This is a genomic window from Atlantibacter sp. (assembly GCF_032062175.1).
Lineage (GTDB): Bacteria > Pseudomonadota > Gammaproteobacteria > Enterobacterales > Enterobacteriaceae > Atlantibacter.
Genome location: NZ_DAMBQK010000001.1, coordinates 25,805 through 40,106, shown reverse-complemented (window position 1 = coordinate 40,106; position 14,302 = coordinate 25,805). Strand labels below are relative to the sequence as shown.

The 14,302-nt window shown below is 63.7% G+C and carries 22 protein-coding genes; all 22 read left to right on the top strand.

Annotation, left to right across the window (positions count from 1 at the left end):
• The first annotated feature begins 2 nt into the window (after positions 1-2).
• The 22 genes from RT120_RS00220 (at position 3) to RT120_RS00115 (ending at position 14,226) form a co-directional block, all read left to right on the top strand.
• Positions 3-347, top strand: coding sequence for a hypothetical protein (locus tag RT120_RS00220; RefSeq protein WP_312978143.1), 345 nt, complete (start codon positions 3-5; stop codon positions 345-347).
• 21 nt (positions 348-368) lie between these two features.
• A complete protein-coding gene (locus RT120_RS00215) occupies positions 369-965 on the top strand; it encodes a secretion protein EspA (protein ID WP_312978141.1) in 597 nt (198 codons plus the stop codon).
• 10 nt (positions 966-975) lie between these two features.
• Positions 976-1,443, top strand: coding sequence for a SycD/LcrH family type III secretion system chaperone (locus RT120_RS00210; RefSeq protein ID WP_312978139.1), 468 nt, complete (start codon positions 976-978; stop codon positions 1,441-1,443).
• Positions 1,440-2,870 (top strand): type III secretion system translocon protein, encoded by a 1,431-nt coding sequence (locus RT120_RS00205; RefSeq protein ID WP_312978138.1) that lies wholly within the window; start codon positions 1,440-1,442, stop codon positions 2,868-2,870. The genes RT120_RS00210 and RT120_RS00205 overlap by 4 nt, the downstream gene beginning before the upstream one ends.
• A 16-nt stretch (positions 2,871-2,886) precedes the next feature.
• The gene (locus tag RT120_RS00200) at positions 2,887-3,483 is read left to right on the top strand and encodes a type III secretion protein (RefSeq protein WP_312978136.1); all 597 of its coding nucleotides are present in this window, start codon (positions 2,887-2,889) and stop codon (positions 3,481-3,483) included.
• A 12-nt stretch (positions 3,484-3,495) separates the two neighbouring features.
• Positions 3,496-3,879, top strand: coding sequence for a type III secretion protein (locus RT120_RS00195; protein ID WP_312978134.1), 384 nt, complete (start codon positions 3,496-3,498; stop codon positions 3,877-3,879).
• Positions 3,855-4,466, top strand: a complete 612-nt coding sequence (locus RT120_RS00190; RefSeq protein WP_312978132.1) for a GNAT family protein — start codon at positions 3,855-3,857, stop codon at positions 4,464-4,466. The genes RT120_RS00195 and RT120_RS00190 overlap by 25 nt, the downstream gene beginning before the upstream one ends.
• Positions 4,450-4,665 carry a hypothetical protein gene (locus RT120_RS00185; RefSeq protein WP_312978130.1) on the top strand — a complete coding sequence of 72 codons (216 nt, stop codon included), beginning with the start codon at positions 4,450-4,452 and terminating at the stop codon, positions 4,663-4,665. The genes RT120_RS00190 and RT120_RS00185 overlap by 17 nt, the downstream gene beginning before the upstream one ends.
• A 102-nt stretch (positions 4,666-4,767) precedes the next feature.
• On the top strand, positions 4,768-5,256 hold the full coding sequence (locus RT120_RS00180) for a SycD/LcrH family type III secretion system chaperone (protein ID WP_312978128.1): 489 nt from the start codon (positions 4,768-4,770) through the stop codon (positions 5,254-5,256).
• Positions 5,257-5,268: 12 nt separating this feature from the next.
• Complete coding sequence (locus tag RT120_RS00175; RefSeq protein WP_312978126.1) at positions 5,269-6,312, top strand: protein EseG; 1,044 nt, start codon at positions 5,269-5,271, stop codon at positions 6,310-6,312.
• 245 nt (positions 6,313-6,557) lie between these two features.
• A complete protein-coding gene (locus tag RT120_RS00170) occupies positions 6,558-6,806 on the top strand; it encodes a hypothetical protein (protein WP_312978124.1) in 249 nt (82 codons plus the stop codon).
• A complete protein-coding gene (locus RT120_RS00165; RefSeq protein WP_312978122.1) occupies positions 6,803-8,281 on the top strand; it encodes an EscC/YscC/HrcC family type III secretion system outer membrane ring protein in 1,479 nt (492 codons plus the stop codon). Before RT120_RS00170 ends, RT120_RS00165 begins: the two co-directional genes overlap by 4 nt.
• Positions 8,282-8,288: 7 nt before the next feature.
• Positions 8,289-9,464: a type III secretion system inner membrane ring subunit SctD gene (gene sctD, locus RT120_RS00160; protein WP_312978120.1), complete on the top strand. Its 1,176-nt coding sequence runs from the start codon at positions 8,289-8,291 to the stop codon at positions 9,462-9,464.
• A 9-nt stretch (positions 9,465-9,473) separates the two neighbouring features.
• Entirely contained in the window at positions 9,474-9,713 is a 240-nt protein-coding gene (locus tag RT120_RS00155; protein WP_312978119.1) for an EscE/YscE/SsaE family type III secretion system needle protein co-chaperone, read from the top strand.
• A 95-nt stretch (positions 9,714-9,808) separates the two neighbouring features.
• Positions 9,809-10,492 (top strand): helix-turn-helix transcriptional regulator, encoded by a 684-nt coding sequence (locus RT120_RS00150; RefSeq protein ID WP_312978117.1) that lies wholly within the window; start codon positions 9,809-9,811, stop codon positions 10,490-10,492.
• 9 nt (positions 10,493-10,501) lie between these two features.
• Complete coding sequence (sctF, locus tag RT120_RS00145; RefSeq protein ID WP_312978115.1) at positions 10,502-10,723, top strand: type III secretion system needle filament subunit SctF; 222 nt, start codon at positions 10,502-10,504, stop codon at positions 10,721-10,723.
• Between the two features lie 4 nt (positions 10,724-10,727).
• Positions 10,728-10,991: an EscG/YscG/SsaH family type III secretion system needle protein co-chaperone gene (locus tag RT120_RS00140; RefSeq protein ID WP_312978113.1), complete on the top strand. Its 264-nt coding sequence runs from the start codon at positions 10,728-10,730 to the stop codon at positions 10,989-10,991.
• On the top strand, positions 10,988-11,248 hold the full coding sequence (gene sctI, locus RT120_RS00135) for a type III secretion system inner rod subunit SctI (protein WP_019840891.1): 261 nt from the start codon (positions 10,988-10,990) through the stop codon (positions 11,246-11,248). The genes RT120_RS00140 and sctI overlap by 4 nt, the downstream gene beginning before the upstream one ends.
• Positions 11,245-11,970 carry a type III secretion system inner membrane ring lipoprotein SctJ gene (gene sctJ / locus RT120_RS00130; protein ID WP_312978109.1) on the top strand — a complete coding sequence of 242 codons (726 nt, stop codon included), beginning with the start codon at positions 11,245-11,247 and terminating at the stop codon, positions 11,968-11,970. Before sctI ends, sctJ begins: the two co-directional genes overlap by 4 nt.
• Positions 11,967-12,515, top strand: a complete 549-nt coding sequence (locus RT120_RS00125; protein WP_312978108.1) for a type III secretion system domain-containing protein — start codon at positions 11,967-11,969, stop codon at positions 12,513-12,515. The genes sctJ and RT120_RS00125 overlap by 4 nt, the downstream gene beginning before the upstream one ends.
• Positions 12,512-13,174, top strand: a complete 663-nt coding sequence (locus RT120_RS00120) for a type III secretion protein (RefSeq protein ID WP_312978106.1) — start codon at positions 12,512-12,514, stop codon at positions 13,172-13,174. Before RT120_RS00125 ends, RT120_RS00120 begins: the two co-directional genes overlap by 4 nt.
• Positions 13,175-13,197: 23 nt before the next feature.
• A complete protein-coding gene (locus tag RT120_RS00115; RefSeq protein WP_312978104.1) occupies positions 13,198-14,226 on the top strand; it encodes a TyeA family type III secretion system gatekeeper subunit in 1,029 nt (342 codons plus the stop codon).
• The last annotated feature ends 76 nt before the right edge of the window (positions 14,227-14,302 follow it).

Genomic DNA, 14,302 nt, shown 5'->3' with positions numbered 1-14,302 from the left:
CCATGAGCCAGCAATCCACCCATCCCCTGCAACACCTGATGCAGGATCTGCAGCTTCGCCAGCACAAGCTCGGTGAGCAGATGGCCGCCTTCCAGGCCCTGCAACAAGAGATCGCCGACCTCAAGGCCAGGGCTCCCCATGACCTTGAGGCGCAGCAGCGTCTCGAGCGTCTCTCCCGTGCCATGCAGCAGGAGTTGCGTCCCCTGCGCGAACAGCTGGGAGAGTGCATGGGACGACTGCAGACCCATTTCACCTCGCTTGAGGCTTCCCTCAAGCAACCCGGCAGTGGATCGCCTGTAGGCACCACAGCCAAAGCGGCCCCTTCCCTTGGGCGCCGTTTTATCTAACCCCTGATCGAGGAGATCATCATGAGCTTCGCCACTAACTTCTCTACCGCCTCTGCTGTTACTTCCTCTCCCGACTATGACGCCTACCTGGACCGCAAGTCCGGCCAGGGTGACAACCTGATGTCCGAGGGGATCAGCGTCCTTTATAAATTCATGACCCTGTTCTCGGACCTGGCCCAGGGTAAATATGACCAGATGAGCGCCAAGGCCGACCGTGCCCGGGACTCCCAGCAGGCCGCCAATCAGGTCGACTCCATTATCTCCAGACTGGCCAAGGCCGATGACAAGGGAGACCTTTCCCCCGAGGTGATCCAATACCTGCGCGATCACCATATCGCCATCACGGTGCAAAACGATGGCAAGAACTCCACCAGCGATATCGACAGCTATCTCAAGAGCATCGGCCACCCGGATGGCAAGGGGCTCGACAAGGGTCAACTGGACGTGATCAAGGGCGCGCTCGAAACCGACTCCGGTCGCTGCTCCGATTTTGTCACCCAGGCCCAGCTCCAGATCCAGAAGACCATGCAGTCCTACAACGTCTGCGTCAGCCTGGTGAACAGCATGCAGACCCTGCTGGCCGAGATGAACAAGTCCATCGCCCAGAACATCCGCTAAGGAGGATGAGATGACAGAACAAGACGATCTGGCCACGGTGCGCGATTTCCTCCATCAGGGGGGTACGTTGCAGGCCCTGATCAATCTGGATCCGGTCGACCTGGACCATGTCTATGCCTATGCCTGCCAGCTGTTTGAGGCGGGAGATTACGCCGGGGCCAAGCGCTTTTATATGCTGCTCTCGCGCCTCTCGCACTGGCAATACGAATACTGGTTGGCACTGGGGCTCTGCTGTCAACGCCTTGAGGAGCACGATCAGGCCCTCTTCTGCTTCGGTCAGGCGGGACTGCTCAGGCTCGACGATCCCAAGCCTCCCTATCTGGCCGGCCTCAGTTATCGCCAGAGTGCCCAACCGGAGCAGGCGGCTAAGGCCTTCCAGGCGGCGCTCAAGTGGTGTGCCGACAAGCCGCAACACCTCGTTATCAAGGGCGAGATCCAGTGCCAACTCTCGGCGCTGGTACAGGAGGTTCAACCATGAACAACATCACCGAGACCCGCTATAGCAGCACCCAGCTCGGGGTCAACCCGCAGGGGCTGGAACAACCGACAGCAAGCCAGCCACCGGTCGGTGCCGGCGCTCTCGATCCCCTGACGCCACCGCTTCCCAGGCGGGAGCAGGGCCGTGTTGACCCCCTCAATGCGCCACCACCTCCCCGCCAACCGGTGCCCCTGCGCCTGGCCGAAGGGGCACTGAACCGCATCCTGGAAGCCTTTGGTCCCCGGGTCGATGGCAAGCCCATCACCCTGGCCGATATCGAGCGCACGCCGATGGAGGCGATGGGCCTGGCGGCGGCACTGCTGGGGGTGAAATCCCTCGGTGACAACGCCAACCTCAAGTCCCTGGCGCTGGAGATCCGCACCCAGGGGGCCGAGAATCTGCGCCTGCGCCAAAACGAGGATCTGCGCAAGCAGGTCGACAAGGCGGTAGAGGATCAACAGAAGGCGCAAAAGGCTGGCATCTTCTCCGCCATTGTCGACTGGATTGTCTCGGTCGCCGAGGTGATCAGCGGTGTCGCCAAGCTGGTTGTCGGCGATTACGCCGGGGGGGCCATGGATCTGGCAGCCGGCTGCGCCGGTCTGGTCAAGGCGATGTGCGAGACCCTGGCCCTCATCGATACTGCCAACGCCGACAAGTACAAGGCGATCGCCGATGTGGCCGGCAAGGTTCAACTCGCCTTCGAGATCGCCGGCATGATGGTGGATCTGGTGAGCGTCGGTCGTGGGGTCATGGCCGCCAAGTCGATCGCCAGGACTTCGGAGACTGTGATGGAGGGCGCCGCGGGACAAGCAGTCCACACGGCCGTCACCCAGGGCAGCGAGGCCGCCATCAAGACCGCTGCCGCCGAAGTGGGCAAGCAGGTGGCAGAGCAGGTCTCCGAGCAGGTGGCAAGGAATATCGCCGAGCAGACCACCCGCTTTCTGGGACAGGGACACCTGCTGGAGGCCTTTAGCAAACAGGCCATCGAACAGATGGTCACCAGGGCCGTCGAGACCGCCGCCAGGAAGGCGATGGACTCGGGCGCCAGAGCCACGGCCGAGGAGCTCACCAGGCAGGTGGTCAAGGAGGTGCAGCGGGCCGTGATCCACGCCGCCGTCTCCGCCAGCCTCAAGAGTGCCCCCAATATCGCCAAAGCGGTCACCCGCGCCAGTTTGCAAGGTGCCAATGAGGTATTCCAGGGCGAGATCGCCAGGGAGCGGGCCGAGCTGCAGAAGATAGTGCAGGAGCTGATCAACGAGAGCAGTTTCATGCAATTCATGCTCGACGAGTTCGAAAAAATCAAGAAACGGGCCAAAGAGGATATCGGCAACCTGATGGACGGGGCAAGCAAAGCCCTCTCCGCCGGATCCGATGCCCAGCTCAAGACCGGCGCCATGCTCAGCAGCATCGCCGCCAATATCGCCTGAGATAAAGGAGATTAACATGAACACCATTGATAACAGCACCAGCACCAGCGCCGTCGGCTCTCTGAGCACCCTTACCTCTACTCCCGGGGATCAGGGGGGGGACGCCATCGGCCAGCTCAACGAGCTGATGGTTCAGTTGGGGCAACTCTTTGGCAAGCTGCGCGACGTCTTGCGCCAGTACCAGCAGACCCAACAAAACAACGCCTTCCAGATGCAGAAGACCTCGTTCAATACCCGTCTCGATGCCATCGAGAAAGACTTTGATGCCAAGCAATCCCAGGCCATCGCCCAGATTGTCGGCGGTGTTGCCCAGGGGCTTTTTGGGGCTCTGAGTGCCAAGTCCGAGGGGTTGAGTGGCATCGGTGGGGTCGGTCACGGGATCGACAGCATCGCCCAAGGGATTGCCGGTGTTAGCTTTGGTAATCAGGCCAGCCGTGAAGCCCAGGAGGGGCAGGCCCAGGCCGACTACCAGCATGGTCTGGCCGAGCAGCAACTCAAGCGCGCCGACGAGACACTGGACAAGGCGCTCAAGGTCTCCAGCGACCTGCGCGAGATCCTGACGACCCTGACCCAGGCCCATGAGCGCCTCTCCAGCAGCGTGCGCATGTCCTAAGGAGAGAAGAAGATGGATGATGTCACCCGCTTTATGCTGACCCAGGGGCTGCACCCGGCCCCGGAGCGCTTCCTCGGCAGCGACTTTCTGGCCGGGCAACGGATCGAGACGCCCCGCTTCCAACTGGTCTACCGCCAGGAAGGTGAGCGTCTCATCCTGTGCGACTTTGCCGCCCGCGAGAGCGACGGCCAGGCCGTGCTGGCCCTGATGGCCCTGCTGCGCCGCCTGACTCGTTCGGTTCCACTCCTGCGCTATATCGACGCCATGATCCTGCCGGCCTTCCACGATCGGCAGCGCGATCTGGCCCGGCGACGCCTGAGTGAACTGATGCTGGCCGAGGGGGCACAACCGGTGCGGCTGGATGACGAGCTATGGCTGCGCTACTGCTGTCATTGAGCCGCCGCCCCCTCTACCCGGACACCCTGGTGGAAGCGGACTACCCGGCCTATCGGGCGCTCTACGCCGACCCCAGGGTCGCCCTCCTCACCGGGCTCCCCGCCCGGATAGAGGAGAACGCGGCCCGGCGCTGGTTCGACAGCGCCCTGGCCCTTCCCGCTGGGCAGGGCCGGATCAGTGCCCTGCGCCAGGAGGGGGAGAGAGCCCTGTGCGGTGTCGTGCGTCTGACCGACTGGGAGCAAGGGGCTGGCATCATCACGCTGAGCTATGCCCTCTCCCCTCGCCTGTGGGGAGAGGGGCTGATGCAGAACTGCCTCTCTGGCCTGTTGCCATCCCTGTTTGCCGGTGCTCTGGGCCATCCCCTGCACCGGGTCCAAAGCTGGGTTCAGGCCGACAACCACCGCTCACGACGCCTGCTCGAGCGGCTCGGTTTTCGCCATGAGGGTACCTTGCGCGGGCTGTTTCGTAATGAGCAAGGTCACCATGACATCTGTGCCTATGGCCTCTTGTGCGATGACCCGACTCAGAGAGCGCCAGGCGAACACGGGTTACTGACCCAAGGAGCCATCGATGAATACCGATATTGATCAGCAGCTCGCAAACAAGCGGATCCACACCCGCTTCGAACAGAGTGGGGTCGAGACCCTGACCCTCTACCGGACGCGAGATCTTCGCACGTCCATCCTGTCAGCCGACGAGATTGCCTCCGTGTTTGGTGTACACGCGGCCTACCACAGTGCCGGTTATGACGCCATTAACAGCGTCTATCAGACGCTCCTGAAATAACGCGGCCAAAGGCGTAAACCAGAAAGAAAACGCCATTTTGCCAAAAGGGTGCCCAGCCAAAGTGATTAGGATGGGCACCACCATCCTGAGGAGAAGCTTACCATGAACCCGTCAGATCGGCAGGAACAGACCGACACTATACTCCAGCACTGCCTCGCACTGTTGGAGGGTAACACCACCCTGGCGACCCTCAGCCAGACGCCTCCTGATGAGCTGGAGCGCCTCTACGAGCGCGCCTATCACGCCTGGAACCGGGGTGAGTGTGATGAAGCGACCGAGCTCTTCGCCTTTCTCGCCCTGCAACAACCTCTGGATCGCCGCTTTCCCTTTGCCTTCGCCTGCGCCCTCAAGGAGCAGGGGGAGTATCGCCATGCCCTGAGTCTATTCTCCCAGACCCTGGCGATGCAGGCCAATGATCCCTTCGCCCCTTTCCATATCGCCGAGTGCCTGCTGGCACTCGGCGAAACCGATGCGGCCCGCGATGCCCTCGATGCGGTCATCGCCCTCTGCTTCGGCCAGGCAGAGCAAGACCCGCGCTACGACACGCTGCGCAAGCGGGCAGAAACCCTGCTGGCCAGCCTTAATCACTAACAGGAGCCAACGATGGAACACATTAGTCATTCCCTATCCCTCTCCCATGTCGATCAAAACAACCCTCTCCCCCAGGAGCCGGCCAATCGCCGCCTGCCGGCCGACGATATGGGTATCGCCCTCAGGCATACCGGCCCGTCGGGTGACGAGCTCAAGGCATCGACCCTGGAAGAAAAAGCCAAGGTTGCCGATAGCGCAGCCAAGCAGTGCGGGGTCGATATGGCCAAACGCAGCTTTGTCGCCAAGGTGCTGACCCTGGTCGCCGCCAGCGCCGTAGTGGTAGCGGCCGCCCTGGTAACCGGGTTCACCGGCGGCGCCGGCGTCCCCTTGCTGGCGCTGGCCGGCGTCGGTTTTGCTATGGCGGTGAGCGATGTGGCCTGTGCCTACAAGGATTGGCAGAGCAAGAAACAGGGGGGAGAAGGGTTCGCCATGGGGGGAGATGCCCTGGGCAACGCCATCCACTGGCTGTGCAAACGCTGTGACGCCTCGGACGAAAAAGCCAAGCAGATTGCCAATGTGCTCTCTTTGCTGACCCGCGGAGCCCTGGCCGTCGGCACGGTCGCCATCGGTGGTTTCCTGCCTGTCACCACCCCGGCAGCTCTCGCCCATACCATACCGGCCATCACCGTGGGCAAGGTGAGCGTCGAGACGGTTGCGGGTGTGGTCAGTGCCGCCGCTACCCGAAAGGGAGCCCAGCAGCATGCCCAGGCCCTCACGGGGCGTGAGCTTGAGGGACAGAAAAAAGCCGTCGATCAACTGCAGCTCACGCTGGATCAGGTGCGCACCCAGCGGAGTGAACAGCTGCGGCAAAAATTTGGCCTGCAAGATCAACTCGACAAGACCAAAAAAACTATCAATCAGCAAGACAAGGCGCTTACAGAGACTCGGCAACAACTCCAACAAGTCAACAATAACCTGGCGGCGGCAACCCAGGAGTCCGCCCAGTTTGCCCAGCAGGTCACCAATTTGCGGGGACTGTTGGAGCAGGCCCTGAGAAACGGCCTGCCCAATCAGCAGGTCCCGCTGGAGCGGCGACACAGTTTTAGCTTTGCCTGATCCCGAGGCCGCGCCATGCGCGGCCTTTTTCTCGCCTCAATTCAGGTGTGCACCCGATACAAAAAGGGGCCCCTGCCTCCCATCATGATCCCATGAACAGAGACCTCACTCCCCCACAAGCCCTGCAGCGGCTGGCCAGGATGATAGCGCATCCCGTCTGGAGTCAGGGTAACCGGACTCTCACCGGCACCCTGCAAGGACGGCACCTTAAGGGGCGCGACTTTGCCACCGGTCCCTGCATCGCCATGACGCTGACCTGGCCTGCCGAGCAAGCCCGGCAGGCCTGCCTGTTGCTGGCGGCGACGCCAGAGGCGTGTGACGACGCCCTCTATATGGAGCAGGGGGAGCTGTGGCTGCTGCGGCGCTATCCGGCGACCTTGACCGAGGTGGAGCTGGAGCTGCTTCTGAAGCAACAACTGGCCATGGCGGCACTGATGGTCCCTGCGGCCCGCACCACACCCCCACCACGCCCCTTCATCGGGAGGTTTGCATGAAACACAAGGCCCTACACCTGCTCTGGACCGGGCTTTTCTGCGCCCAGACCCTGGCCCAGCCGATCCCCTGGCGGGGCGCCCCCTACTTCGTCTCCAGCCAGAATACCCCGCTCGCCTCTGTGTTGCGGGATTTGGGGGCCAACTCCGGGCTACCTGTGGTGGTCAGCCCGCGCATCACCGAGGCCTATGCCGGTAATCTGCAAGACCAACCCCGGGGCCGGGTATTAAGCGAGCTGGCCCGTCTCTACCAGCTCCTCCCCTACTACGATGGCAACACCCTCTACGTCTACAAGGCTCAGGAGATGGAGCAGGCGGTACTCTCTCCGGCCTACCTGAGCGGTGGCACCATGGCTCGCCTGCTGCGCCATAGTGGCCTGCTCGACGGGGCCGCCTGCCAGGTACGCCAGGTGGGTAGCTCCAACAGCCTACAGGTAAATGGGGTACCGGCCTGCCTGAACCAGGTCAATACCCTCGCAAAACAGCTCGACGAGCAAGACCTTAATCAGGAGCAGAACAAGGAGACGGTGGCCGTCTTCCCCCTCAAATACGCCAGTGCCAGCGACACCAGCTACAGCTATCGCAATCAGAGTGTGGTGGTGCCCGGGGTGGTGTCGGCCTTGCGGGAGATGGCCCAGGGGCGCGCCCTCCCCCTGCCCGACAACAAGAGCCCGGTCCCCACCGATGGCGGCGGCCTGCCCACCTTCTCGGCCGACCTGCGTCAAAACGCCGTGCTGGTGCGGGATCGCCAGCAGAACATGGGGCTCTACAAGAGCCTGATCCCCCAGCTCGACCAGCGTCCGACCCTGGTGGAGATCTCGGTAGCCATCATCGATGTGGATGCCGGTGACATCAACGAGCTGGGGATAGACTGGTCCGCCTCGGCCCGTATCGGTGGCGGTAGCGTCAGCTTCAACAACGGTGGCCTGAGCTCCGACAGCTTCTCCTCCCTCATCTCCAACTCGGGCAATTTCATGGTTCGTCTCTCCGCCCTGGAGCAGCAATCCAAGGCGCGCATCGTCTCGCGCCCCTCAGTGGTGACTCTGGACAATGTGCAGGCGGTGCTCGATCGCAGCATCACTTTTTATACCAAGCTTGAGAGCGAGAAGAACCCCAAGCTCGAGTCAGTCACCGCCGGTGCCCTGATGCGGGTCACTCCTCGCCTCATCCATGAGGCGAGCGGTAACAAGGTGCTGCTCACCCTCAACATCGAAGATGGTCGTCAGGGGGAGCCCATCAGCCGCACCGAATCACTGCCCCAGATCCAGAATGCGGAGATCGCCACCCAGGCCACCCTCAATCTCGGTCAGGCCCTGCTGTTGGGTGGCTTCGTACAGGATGAGCACACCCAGGGTGTACGCAAGATCCCCCTGCTCGGTGATCTGCCGCTCATCGGCGGCCTGTTTCGCAGCACCACCCAGAAAGAGCACAGCGTGGTCCGTCTCTTCCTGATCAAGGCTGAACCGCGTCAGATGTGAGGTCGCCATGAAAACCAGCTTCAAACTCAAGCTGCTCAACGGCCCCCTGCAGGGTCAGGAGCTCCGCCTTCCCCCCGGCCCCTTTACCCTGGGGGCCGGAGAGAGCGACCTGCTGCTTCCCCTCGAGCGGGGCAAACAGGCCAGGCTGGAGGTGACCCCGAGCGGCGTCGCCCTCTGCTCCGATACCCCCTGCTGGGTCGCGGGTCGCCGCCAGGGTGAGGGGGTACTCCCGATCCACGCAGGGATCGACCTGGCCGGCGTCCACTTCGTGCTGGCCCACTCCGATGAGGAGCCCCCTGTGCCCCTTATCGCACGCCGTCGCAGCAAGCAGACCTTCCCTCTGTGGGCTCTGCTGACCACCCTGGCGCTCTCGGCCGGGGCAGCCACCCTGCTGTGGCCCGCTCAACCGATACCGACCCCCTCGCCCCACGACTGGCTGCCTGCGGCGCTAGCCACCGAGCCTGGCCTACAGGCGAGCTGGCAGGGTGACGGCTCCCTGGTATTGAGTGGCCGCTGCCGCGCCAGCCGCCCCCTGATGGCGCTCACCGCACGGCTGCAGGCGGCCGGTGTTCGCCTCCAGCAGGAGGTTATTTGCGATGACGATCTGCAGCGCTCGGTCAAGGCCCTGCTGGCCAGCTACGGCTATCCGGATATGACAGTGACACTTGCCCCCCAGGGAGAGGCACAAATCGACGGCGCCTTTCAGGGGGATACCAGCGGTCTGGCCCGGGCTCTGGATCACCTACCCGGGCTGCGCGGCTGGCAGCTATCGGATCACGGAGCCCAGCAGTTGGAGAGCCTCATCACGGCGCTGGCACAGGGCAACCTGCTCGATGGCCTCAGCGCCCGACGCACCGAGCATGCCTGGCTGCTCTCGGGACAGCTTGCCCCCGAGCAGCAGGTTCGGCTCGAGGCTCTGCTTGAGCGGCTCAACCTGGGCCGAACCGAACACCCTCTGCGCTTTATCGGTGCCGCTGGCAGCGTGACCGAGCTCGACTACCTGCCCGCCCCCATGGCGGGGATCGGTGGCAACGACAGCGCTCCCTATTTGCAGTTGACCAACGGCATGCGCCTGCTGCCCGGCACTCCGGTCAAGCAGGGGATGCGGGTGGTCGCAGTGGCGCCAGACGGCGTCTCTCTGGCTGGCCGCCAACGCCTCGTTTTTCTTCCCTTACACAGTTGAGAGGATTCCATGGATACCCTGACCCACCTCGAAGAGCGCCTCGCCCACGACCCCCAGGGACTGCTCAGACACCAGTTGATCGACCAGCTTGATGCCGGTGCTTACCAACTGACCCAGGCCCTGCGCCAACCCCAGCCCCCGGAGGAGTACGCCCGCCTCGAGCGCCAGCGCCAATCTTGCCTGGCGGCACGCGCGGTGATCGAGATCCTCTGGCTGCGCGCCCAACACAGCGCTTCCCGGGGTCGATGATGCGGGGTCAGCCACGCCAATTCAGGTGATGACCTGATGGGGGGAATGCCCTGAAGACCCCATGATGAATCCAGGATCCCAGACAGGAGCACACCATGCCAATTCTGCACCTACTGCTCGTACCCTCTTTGCAGAGCCGCAGCGCTCTCAAAGAACCCGGCGTGTTGCTGACCTCGGGCCCCGTGCCCGAGGAGGGACACCTCTTTAGCTACCGCTGCCAGCGGCTGCAACCCATCTGTCGGGAGCTACAGCATCTGATGGAGGGCGGCTGCGATCACCTCTCCACTCAACCCGCCCTGCCAGTCCCGATGGAGCCTGCCCTGCTGCAAACCCTGATCCGACTGGGTCAGGCCGATGGCGAGGTAATGCTGCGCCTGGTGCTGGCTTATGCCCTGACGGTGGAGCGCCGCCGCTGCTCGGCGCTGCTACGCCCTCTGGTCGCCGCCGATGCAGACCTCTTCGAGATGCTGCACCGCTATCGCCTGGAGCCCTGGCCGGTGGCCCGCTATGCGGATCTCTTCGGCCTCTCCCAGCGCAAATTCAACCAGCTGTTTCGGGAGAAGTTCGGCATGTCCGCCAAACAGTGGTTGCAACAGCAGCGACTGGAGCACGCAAGGGCGCTGCTCGAAACTACCCCCAAGAAGGTGATCGACGTGGCGCTGGAGTCGGGCTTTTGTAATGCCGCCCACTTCTCAGACAGCTTTCGGCGCCACTTCAGCCAGACCCCGAGCGAAGTACGGCGCGGTGATGCCAGCGAGTCGCTGGCCAGACAATCCTAAGGAGAGCCCATGAACATCGATGCCATCGTCGCCCAACTGGACAGCCAGGCCTCGCGCACCGCCAACGATGCCCAGACCGCCATGGCGTCCAGCGACATCAATAACGATCCCCAGGCCATGTTGCGGTCCCAGTACGCCATGCAGCAGTACTCGGTCATGATCGGCTACCAGAGCTCGGTCATGAAGGCCGTCAAAGACATGATGATGAGCATCATCAGCAAGATAGGGTGACACGATGAACTACCCCCTTCCCCGTCTCATCGTCGAAGCTGGCTTTGCCGCCGTCAACCACGGCCTGCGCGCCGAGTTGCACGACATCCTGGCCGCCCTGCCCGACTGGCTGGATGACCCCAGTCAACTGGCCCAATGCGAGGCCATCCTGCTCTTTGGTTTGGGCCGTCACCGGGCCGCCAGCGCTCGCCTCGCATGCCTGCCGGCCGAGGAGTGTCTGCCCCTGCGAGCCCTGCTCGCCCCCCCCTCAGAGGAGAAAAGATCATGACCATCGATGCCATTCACGCCATCGCCCAAGCCCTGGCGCCGGTCACCCCGCTCGCCCAGCCCAACCCTGCCGAGGTCGACTTGCCCACCCAACAGCGCTTCGCCGCCCTGCTCAACAGCCCCCAGACCAGCGACTCGCCGAATGGGCTGATGGGCGCCCAGAGCGCACTGACCGAGTTGGCCGTCGGAGTCGACCTCACCGCCAAGGTAGCCGGCTCCCTCGGTCAGACCATCAACAAACTGGTGAACCTGTCATGAGAACCGTGCTGCTGATGCTCTGCGTGCTGCCGCTGCTGGTAGGCTGCAAGAGCGAGCTCTATACCCGACTCGATGAGGCCGAGGCCAACCAGATGCTGGCTCTGCTCATCTACAACCGGATCCCGGCTGACAAGAGCGTCGAGAAGGAGGGGGTCACCCTGAGGGTGGATCAGGATCGTTTTGTGGATGCCGTCGAAGTGCTTCGGCAAAACGGCCTGCCACGCCGGCGTACCATGACCATGCAGGACCTCTTCCCAAGCGGCCAACTGGTCTCCTCTCCCGAGCAGGAGGAGGCCAAACTCAACTACCTCAAGAGCCAGCAACTCGAGAAAATGCTGGGTAGCATGGACGGGGTCATCACCGCCGAGGTGTCGGTGGCCGAGCCCAGATCCCAGGAGGGTGAGCCCCCCGCCCCCTCCTCGGCCGCCGTCTTCATCAAATACAGCCCCGAGGTCAACCTGCCGGCTCGGGAGGCCGAGATCCGCGCCCTGATCCACAATGGCATACCCGGCCTCACCCCGGATCGCATCAGCCTCACCCTGCAGCGGGCCGAATACCGCTATCAGCCCCCGGCCGCACCTGAGCCGAGGCCCCATAGCCTCACTCTCTACGGGCAGACGATCCCCTTGCAGGCCTTGGGAGCCGCCGCAGCCACCGCCCTGCTGGGGATGATGGCGACCCTGGCCATCTGGTGGCATCGCCGAACCGGGAGGGAGGTATGAGCCCCTCCCTGCCAGCCTTCTACCGCCTGTGGCACTGCCCGGGTCAGGTAATGGATCCCGCCTGGTGGGCCCATGCGGAGCTCGACAGGTGGCGCTTCACCTATGAGCGCTATCCCCTGACCCGGCCGGATCTCGAGCGCCTGCTGCGCCAGCAGCTGGCGCTGGAGGGCAAGCCCCCTGTGCTGACCCCCCTCGCCGACGAACTGCTGCAGGAAGAACGCCGCGAGACCCTGTTGGTGGCCCTCGGCCTTTGGGCCATGCAGGGAGGGGCCTTGCTCTTGCTGCGCCCTTATCGGGAGAGCCTGGCCAGGCGGCTCAACGGCCTGAGTCTGGGTCAGTTGCAGGTGCTGCTCCCCAGTTGCCCCCTGCCCAAACTCGACCCCGAGGCGCTGCCAGAGACGGCCATGAGCCTGGGGGCGGCCTGGCTCGCCAACACCCAGGATCCGGCCCTGCGTGCCTGCCGATTGCTCCTTCCCCCCGGCGAGCAACCGTCCCCCGGGGAATGCCCGATCCCTGTGCTGCAAAAACTCGTGAGGTGGCTATGAACAATCCGCTGAATCTCGTCATCGGGACCCTGCCTGGGCCCTGCCCCCGGGAGCGACTGACGCGCGATCTGCTGGCCGAACGGGAACAGACCCGCCAGCGTCTGGCCGAGATCCTGGCTCAGGGCCATGAAGCGGCGGCGGCCCTGCGCGCCGAGGGGGAAGTCTGCCTGGCCCAGGCCAGAGAAGAGGCGGCTCGCCTACTTGAAGCCGCCAGGAGTGAAGCCAAAGAGTTAGCCCTGGCAGCCCGGGCCAGCGCCGCCGAAGAGGCGGTACAGTGGCTCTGTGGCGAGCAGGAGATGGAGCTGCTCATCGCCCGTGAAGTGAGCCAACGGTGGCGGCGCCTCACCGCCCAGGCCCTGGAGGAGCTGCTCGGGCAGCAGGATCAGAATGCGCTGCTGCTGCGCCGCATCGAGCGCCGAGTCACCGAGCTGCTGCCAGGTGGCAGAGTCACGCTGCTACTGCCCCCTACCGCCATGGCGGCCGCAAGCGCAAGTTGGGGCGAGGTTAACGAGGTCACGCTCCAGGCCGATCCCGACTTAAGCGAGGGACAAGCCATCCTGGACAACGGACTGGTTCGCATCCATCTGGACAATCTGGTACAACAGGCGAGCGTGCTCGAGCGCTTCACTGACGCCCCCGCCACCCGACAACAGGCCTGACGGCCCCACCGCAAGGAGCCCATATGCTCAACATCAATCTGATTGGTCGGGTCCCTACCGAGAGCCAGAGCCAGGCCCAACCCCTGACGCCTCACGAGAGCAATGCCCCCTCGGTGCTGGCCCTGGCCCAGGCCGAGCTTTCAGAATTACAGAGCGACGCCCTGGAGGAGACCCAGGAAGATCTCGGCTTTGCCCTGGGGGGACGCCTCAAGGATATGCGCCGCAGCAAGGAGGAAGAGGTGAGTGGGCGCAGCCGCGTGCTGATGCACAAACTGGTAGCCGAGGTTGCCCTGGTCGAGCCGGGCGAGCTGGAACATCAGCTCGATGACGGCGCCTGGCAGCAGTCACCTCAGCTCCTTGCGGCCCTTCAGGCCGAACATCCCGAGCCCGGCGCGGCGGCGCTGCAACTGGCACTCTGGCTCGCCCACGGCAAGCTCGACGGTCGGCTGCGCACTCGCATGGAGCGGGCACTGACCTCCCTGATGGGAGAGGAGGAGACGACTCTCTCGCTGTTTGGTGCCCTCGAGTTTGGGGTCGTGACGCCCGGCCTGCGCCAGGAGCTGGTGCGCCTCTATCAAAGAGCCAACGCCCCGCGTCAGAAACTCTCCCAATGGCTGGCGCAACTGGGAGAGCGGGGGCACCGGCAACGCAAGATCCGCACCCTGCTGCGTCTGATCTCCTATGAGCTCTCGGCCAGCGGCCAACCCATAGTCGGTAGCCATCTGGCCTCCGTGATCGGCGATCTCAGACAGCTGCTTCGCCTGCTCGGGCTGGAGGCCTACTGCGATCAGGCCGCCACCGCGCTCGGCATGTCAGCCATCAGCGGAGAGGGGCTGATGGCCATGATGGTGCAGCTTATCGAACAGATCTGGGTCAACGCCGATTCCCTTGAGGAGATGCTGCCCCCCCAGTCGCCGATGGAGCACTATCGGCTATTGCACACCCTGTGCAAACTGAGCCAGTTGCTCCCCGACGAATGTTTCGGGGACAAAGAGCAGCGCAATCAGCTCGATGAGGCGCTCAGAACCCTGCGCGATCGCTACGCCGAATGAGAACTGCTGCGCAGGAGCCCGCGAAGATGATCTGGACCAGAGGCAGAAGATAAGCACCAACTATAGGGCAGAATCG

Bases quoted from the DNA above. Each gene is read 5' to 3' on its own strand.
- RT120_RS00195 (WP_312978134.1), top strand. From the start codon at position 3,496: ATGGATGATGTCACCCGCTTTATGCTGACCCAGGGGCTGCACCCGGCC.
- RT120_RS00185 (WP_312978130.1), top strand. From the start codon at position 4,450: ATGAATACCGATATTGATCAGCAGCTCGCAAACAAGCGGATCCACACC.
- RT120_RS00215 (WP_312978141.1), top strand. From the start codon at position 369: ATGAGCTTCGCCACTAACTTCTCTACCGCCTCTGCTGTTACTTCCTCT.
- RT120_RS00190 (WP_312978132.1), top strand. From the start codon at position 3,855: ATGGCTGCGCTACTGCTGTCATTGAGCCGCCGCCCCCTCTACCCGGAC.
- RT120_RS00210 (WP_312978139.1), top strand. From the start codon at position 976: ATGACAGAACAAGACGATCTGGCCACGGTGCGCGATTTCCTCCATCAG.
- sctI (WP_019840891.1), top strand. From the start codon at position 10,988: ATGACCATCGATGCCATTCACGCCATCGCCCAAGCCCTGGCGCCGGTC.
- RT120_RS00155 (WP_312978119.1), top strand. From the start codon at position 9,474: ATGGATACCCTGACCCACCTCGAAGAGCGCCTCGCCCACGACCCCCAG.
- RT120_RS00220 (WP_312978143.1), top strand. From the start codon at position 3: ATGAGCCAGCAATCCACCCATCCCCTGCAACACCTGATGCAGGATCTG.
- RT120_RS00180 (WP_312978128.1), top strand. From the start codon at position 4,768: ATGAACCCGTCAGATCGGCAGGAACAGACCGACACTATACTCCAGCAC.
- RT120_RS00140 (WP_312978113.1), top strand. From the start codon at position 10,728: ATGAACTACCCCCTTCCCCGTCTCATCGTCGAAGCTGGCTTTGCCGCC.
- sctF (WP_312978115.1), top strand. From the start codon at position 10,502: ATGAACATCGATGCCATCGTCGCCCAACTGGACAGCCAGGCCTCGCGC.
- RT120_RS00150 (WP_312978117.1), top strand. From the start codon at position 9,809: ATGCCAATTCTGCACCTACTGCTCGTACCCTCTTTGCAGAGCCGCAGC.
- sctD (WP_312978120.1), top strand. From the start codon at position 8,289: ATGAAAACCAGCTTCAAACTCAAGCTGCTCAACGGCCCCCTGCAGGGT.
- RT120_RS00170 (WP_312978124.1), top strand. From the start codon at position 6,558: ATGACGCTGACCTGGCCTGCCGAGCAAGCCCGGCAGGCCTGCCTGTTG.
- RT120_RS00205 (WP_312978138.1), top strand. From the start codon at position 1,440: ATGAACAACATCACCGAGACCCGCTATAGCAGCACCCAGCTCGGGGTC.
- sctJ (WP_312978109.1), top strand. From the start codon at position 11,245: ATGAGAACCGTGCTGCTGATGCTCTGCGTGCTGCCGCTGCTGGTAGGC.
- RT120_RS00200 (WP_312978136.1), top strand. From the start codon at position 2,887: ATGAACACCATTGATAACAGCACCAGCACCAGCGCCGTCGGCTCTCTG.
- RT120_RS00115 (WP_312978104.1), top strand. From the start codon at position 13,198: ATGCTCAACATCAATCTGATTGGTCGGGTCCCTACCGAGAGCCAGAGC.
- RT120_RS00125 (WP_312978108.1), top strand. From the start codon at position 11,967: ATGAGCCCCTCCCTGCCAGCCTTCTACCGCCTGTGGCACTGCCCGGGT.
- RT120_RS00175 (WP_312978126.1), top strand. From the start codon at position 5,269: ATGGAACACATTAGTCATTCCCTATCCCTCTCCCATGTCGATCAAAAC.
- RT120_RS00120 (WP_312978106.1), top strand. From the start codon at position 12,512: ATGAACAATCCGCTGAATCTCGTCATCGGGACCCTGCCTGGGCCCTGC.
- RT120_RS00165 (WP_312978122.1), top strand. From the start codon at position 6,803: ATGAAACACAAGGCCCTACACCTGCTCTGGACCGGGCTTTTCTGCGCC.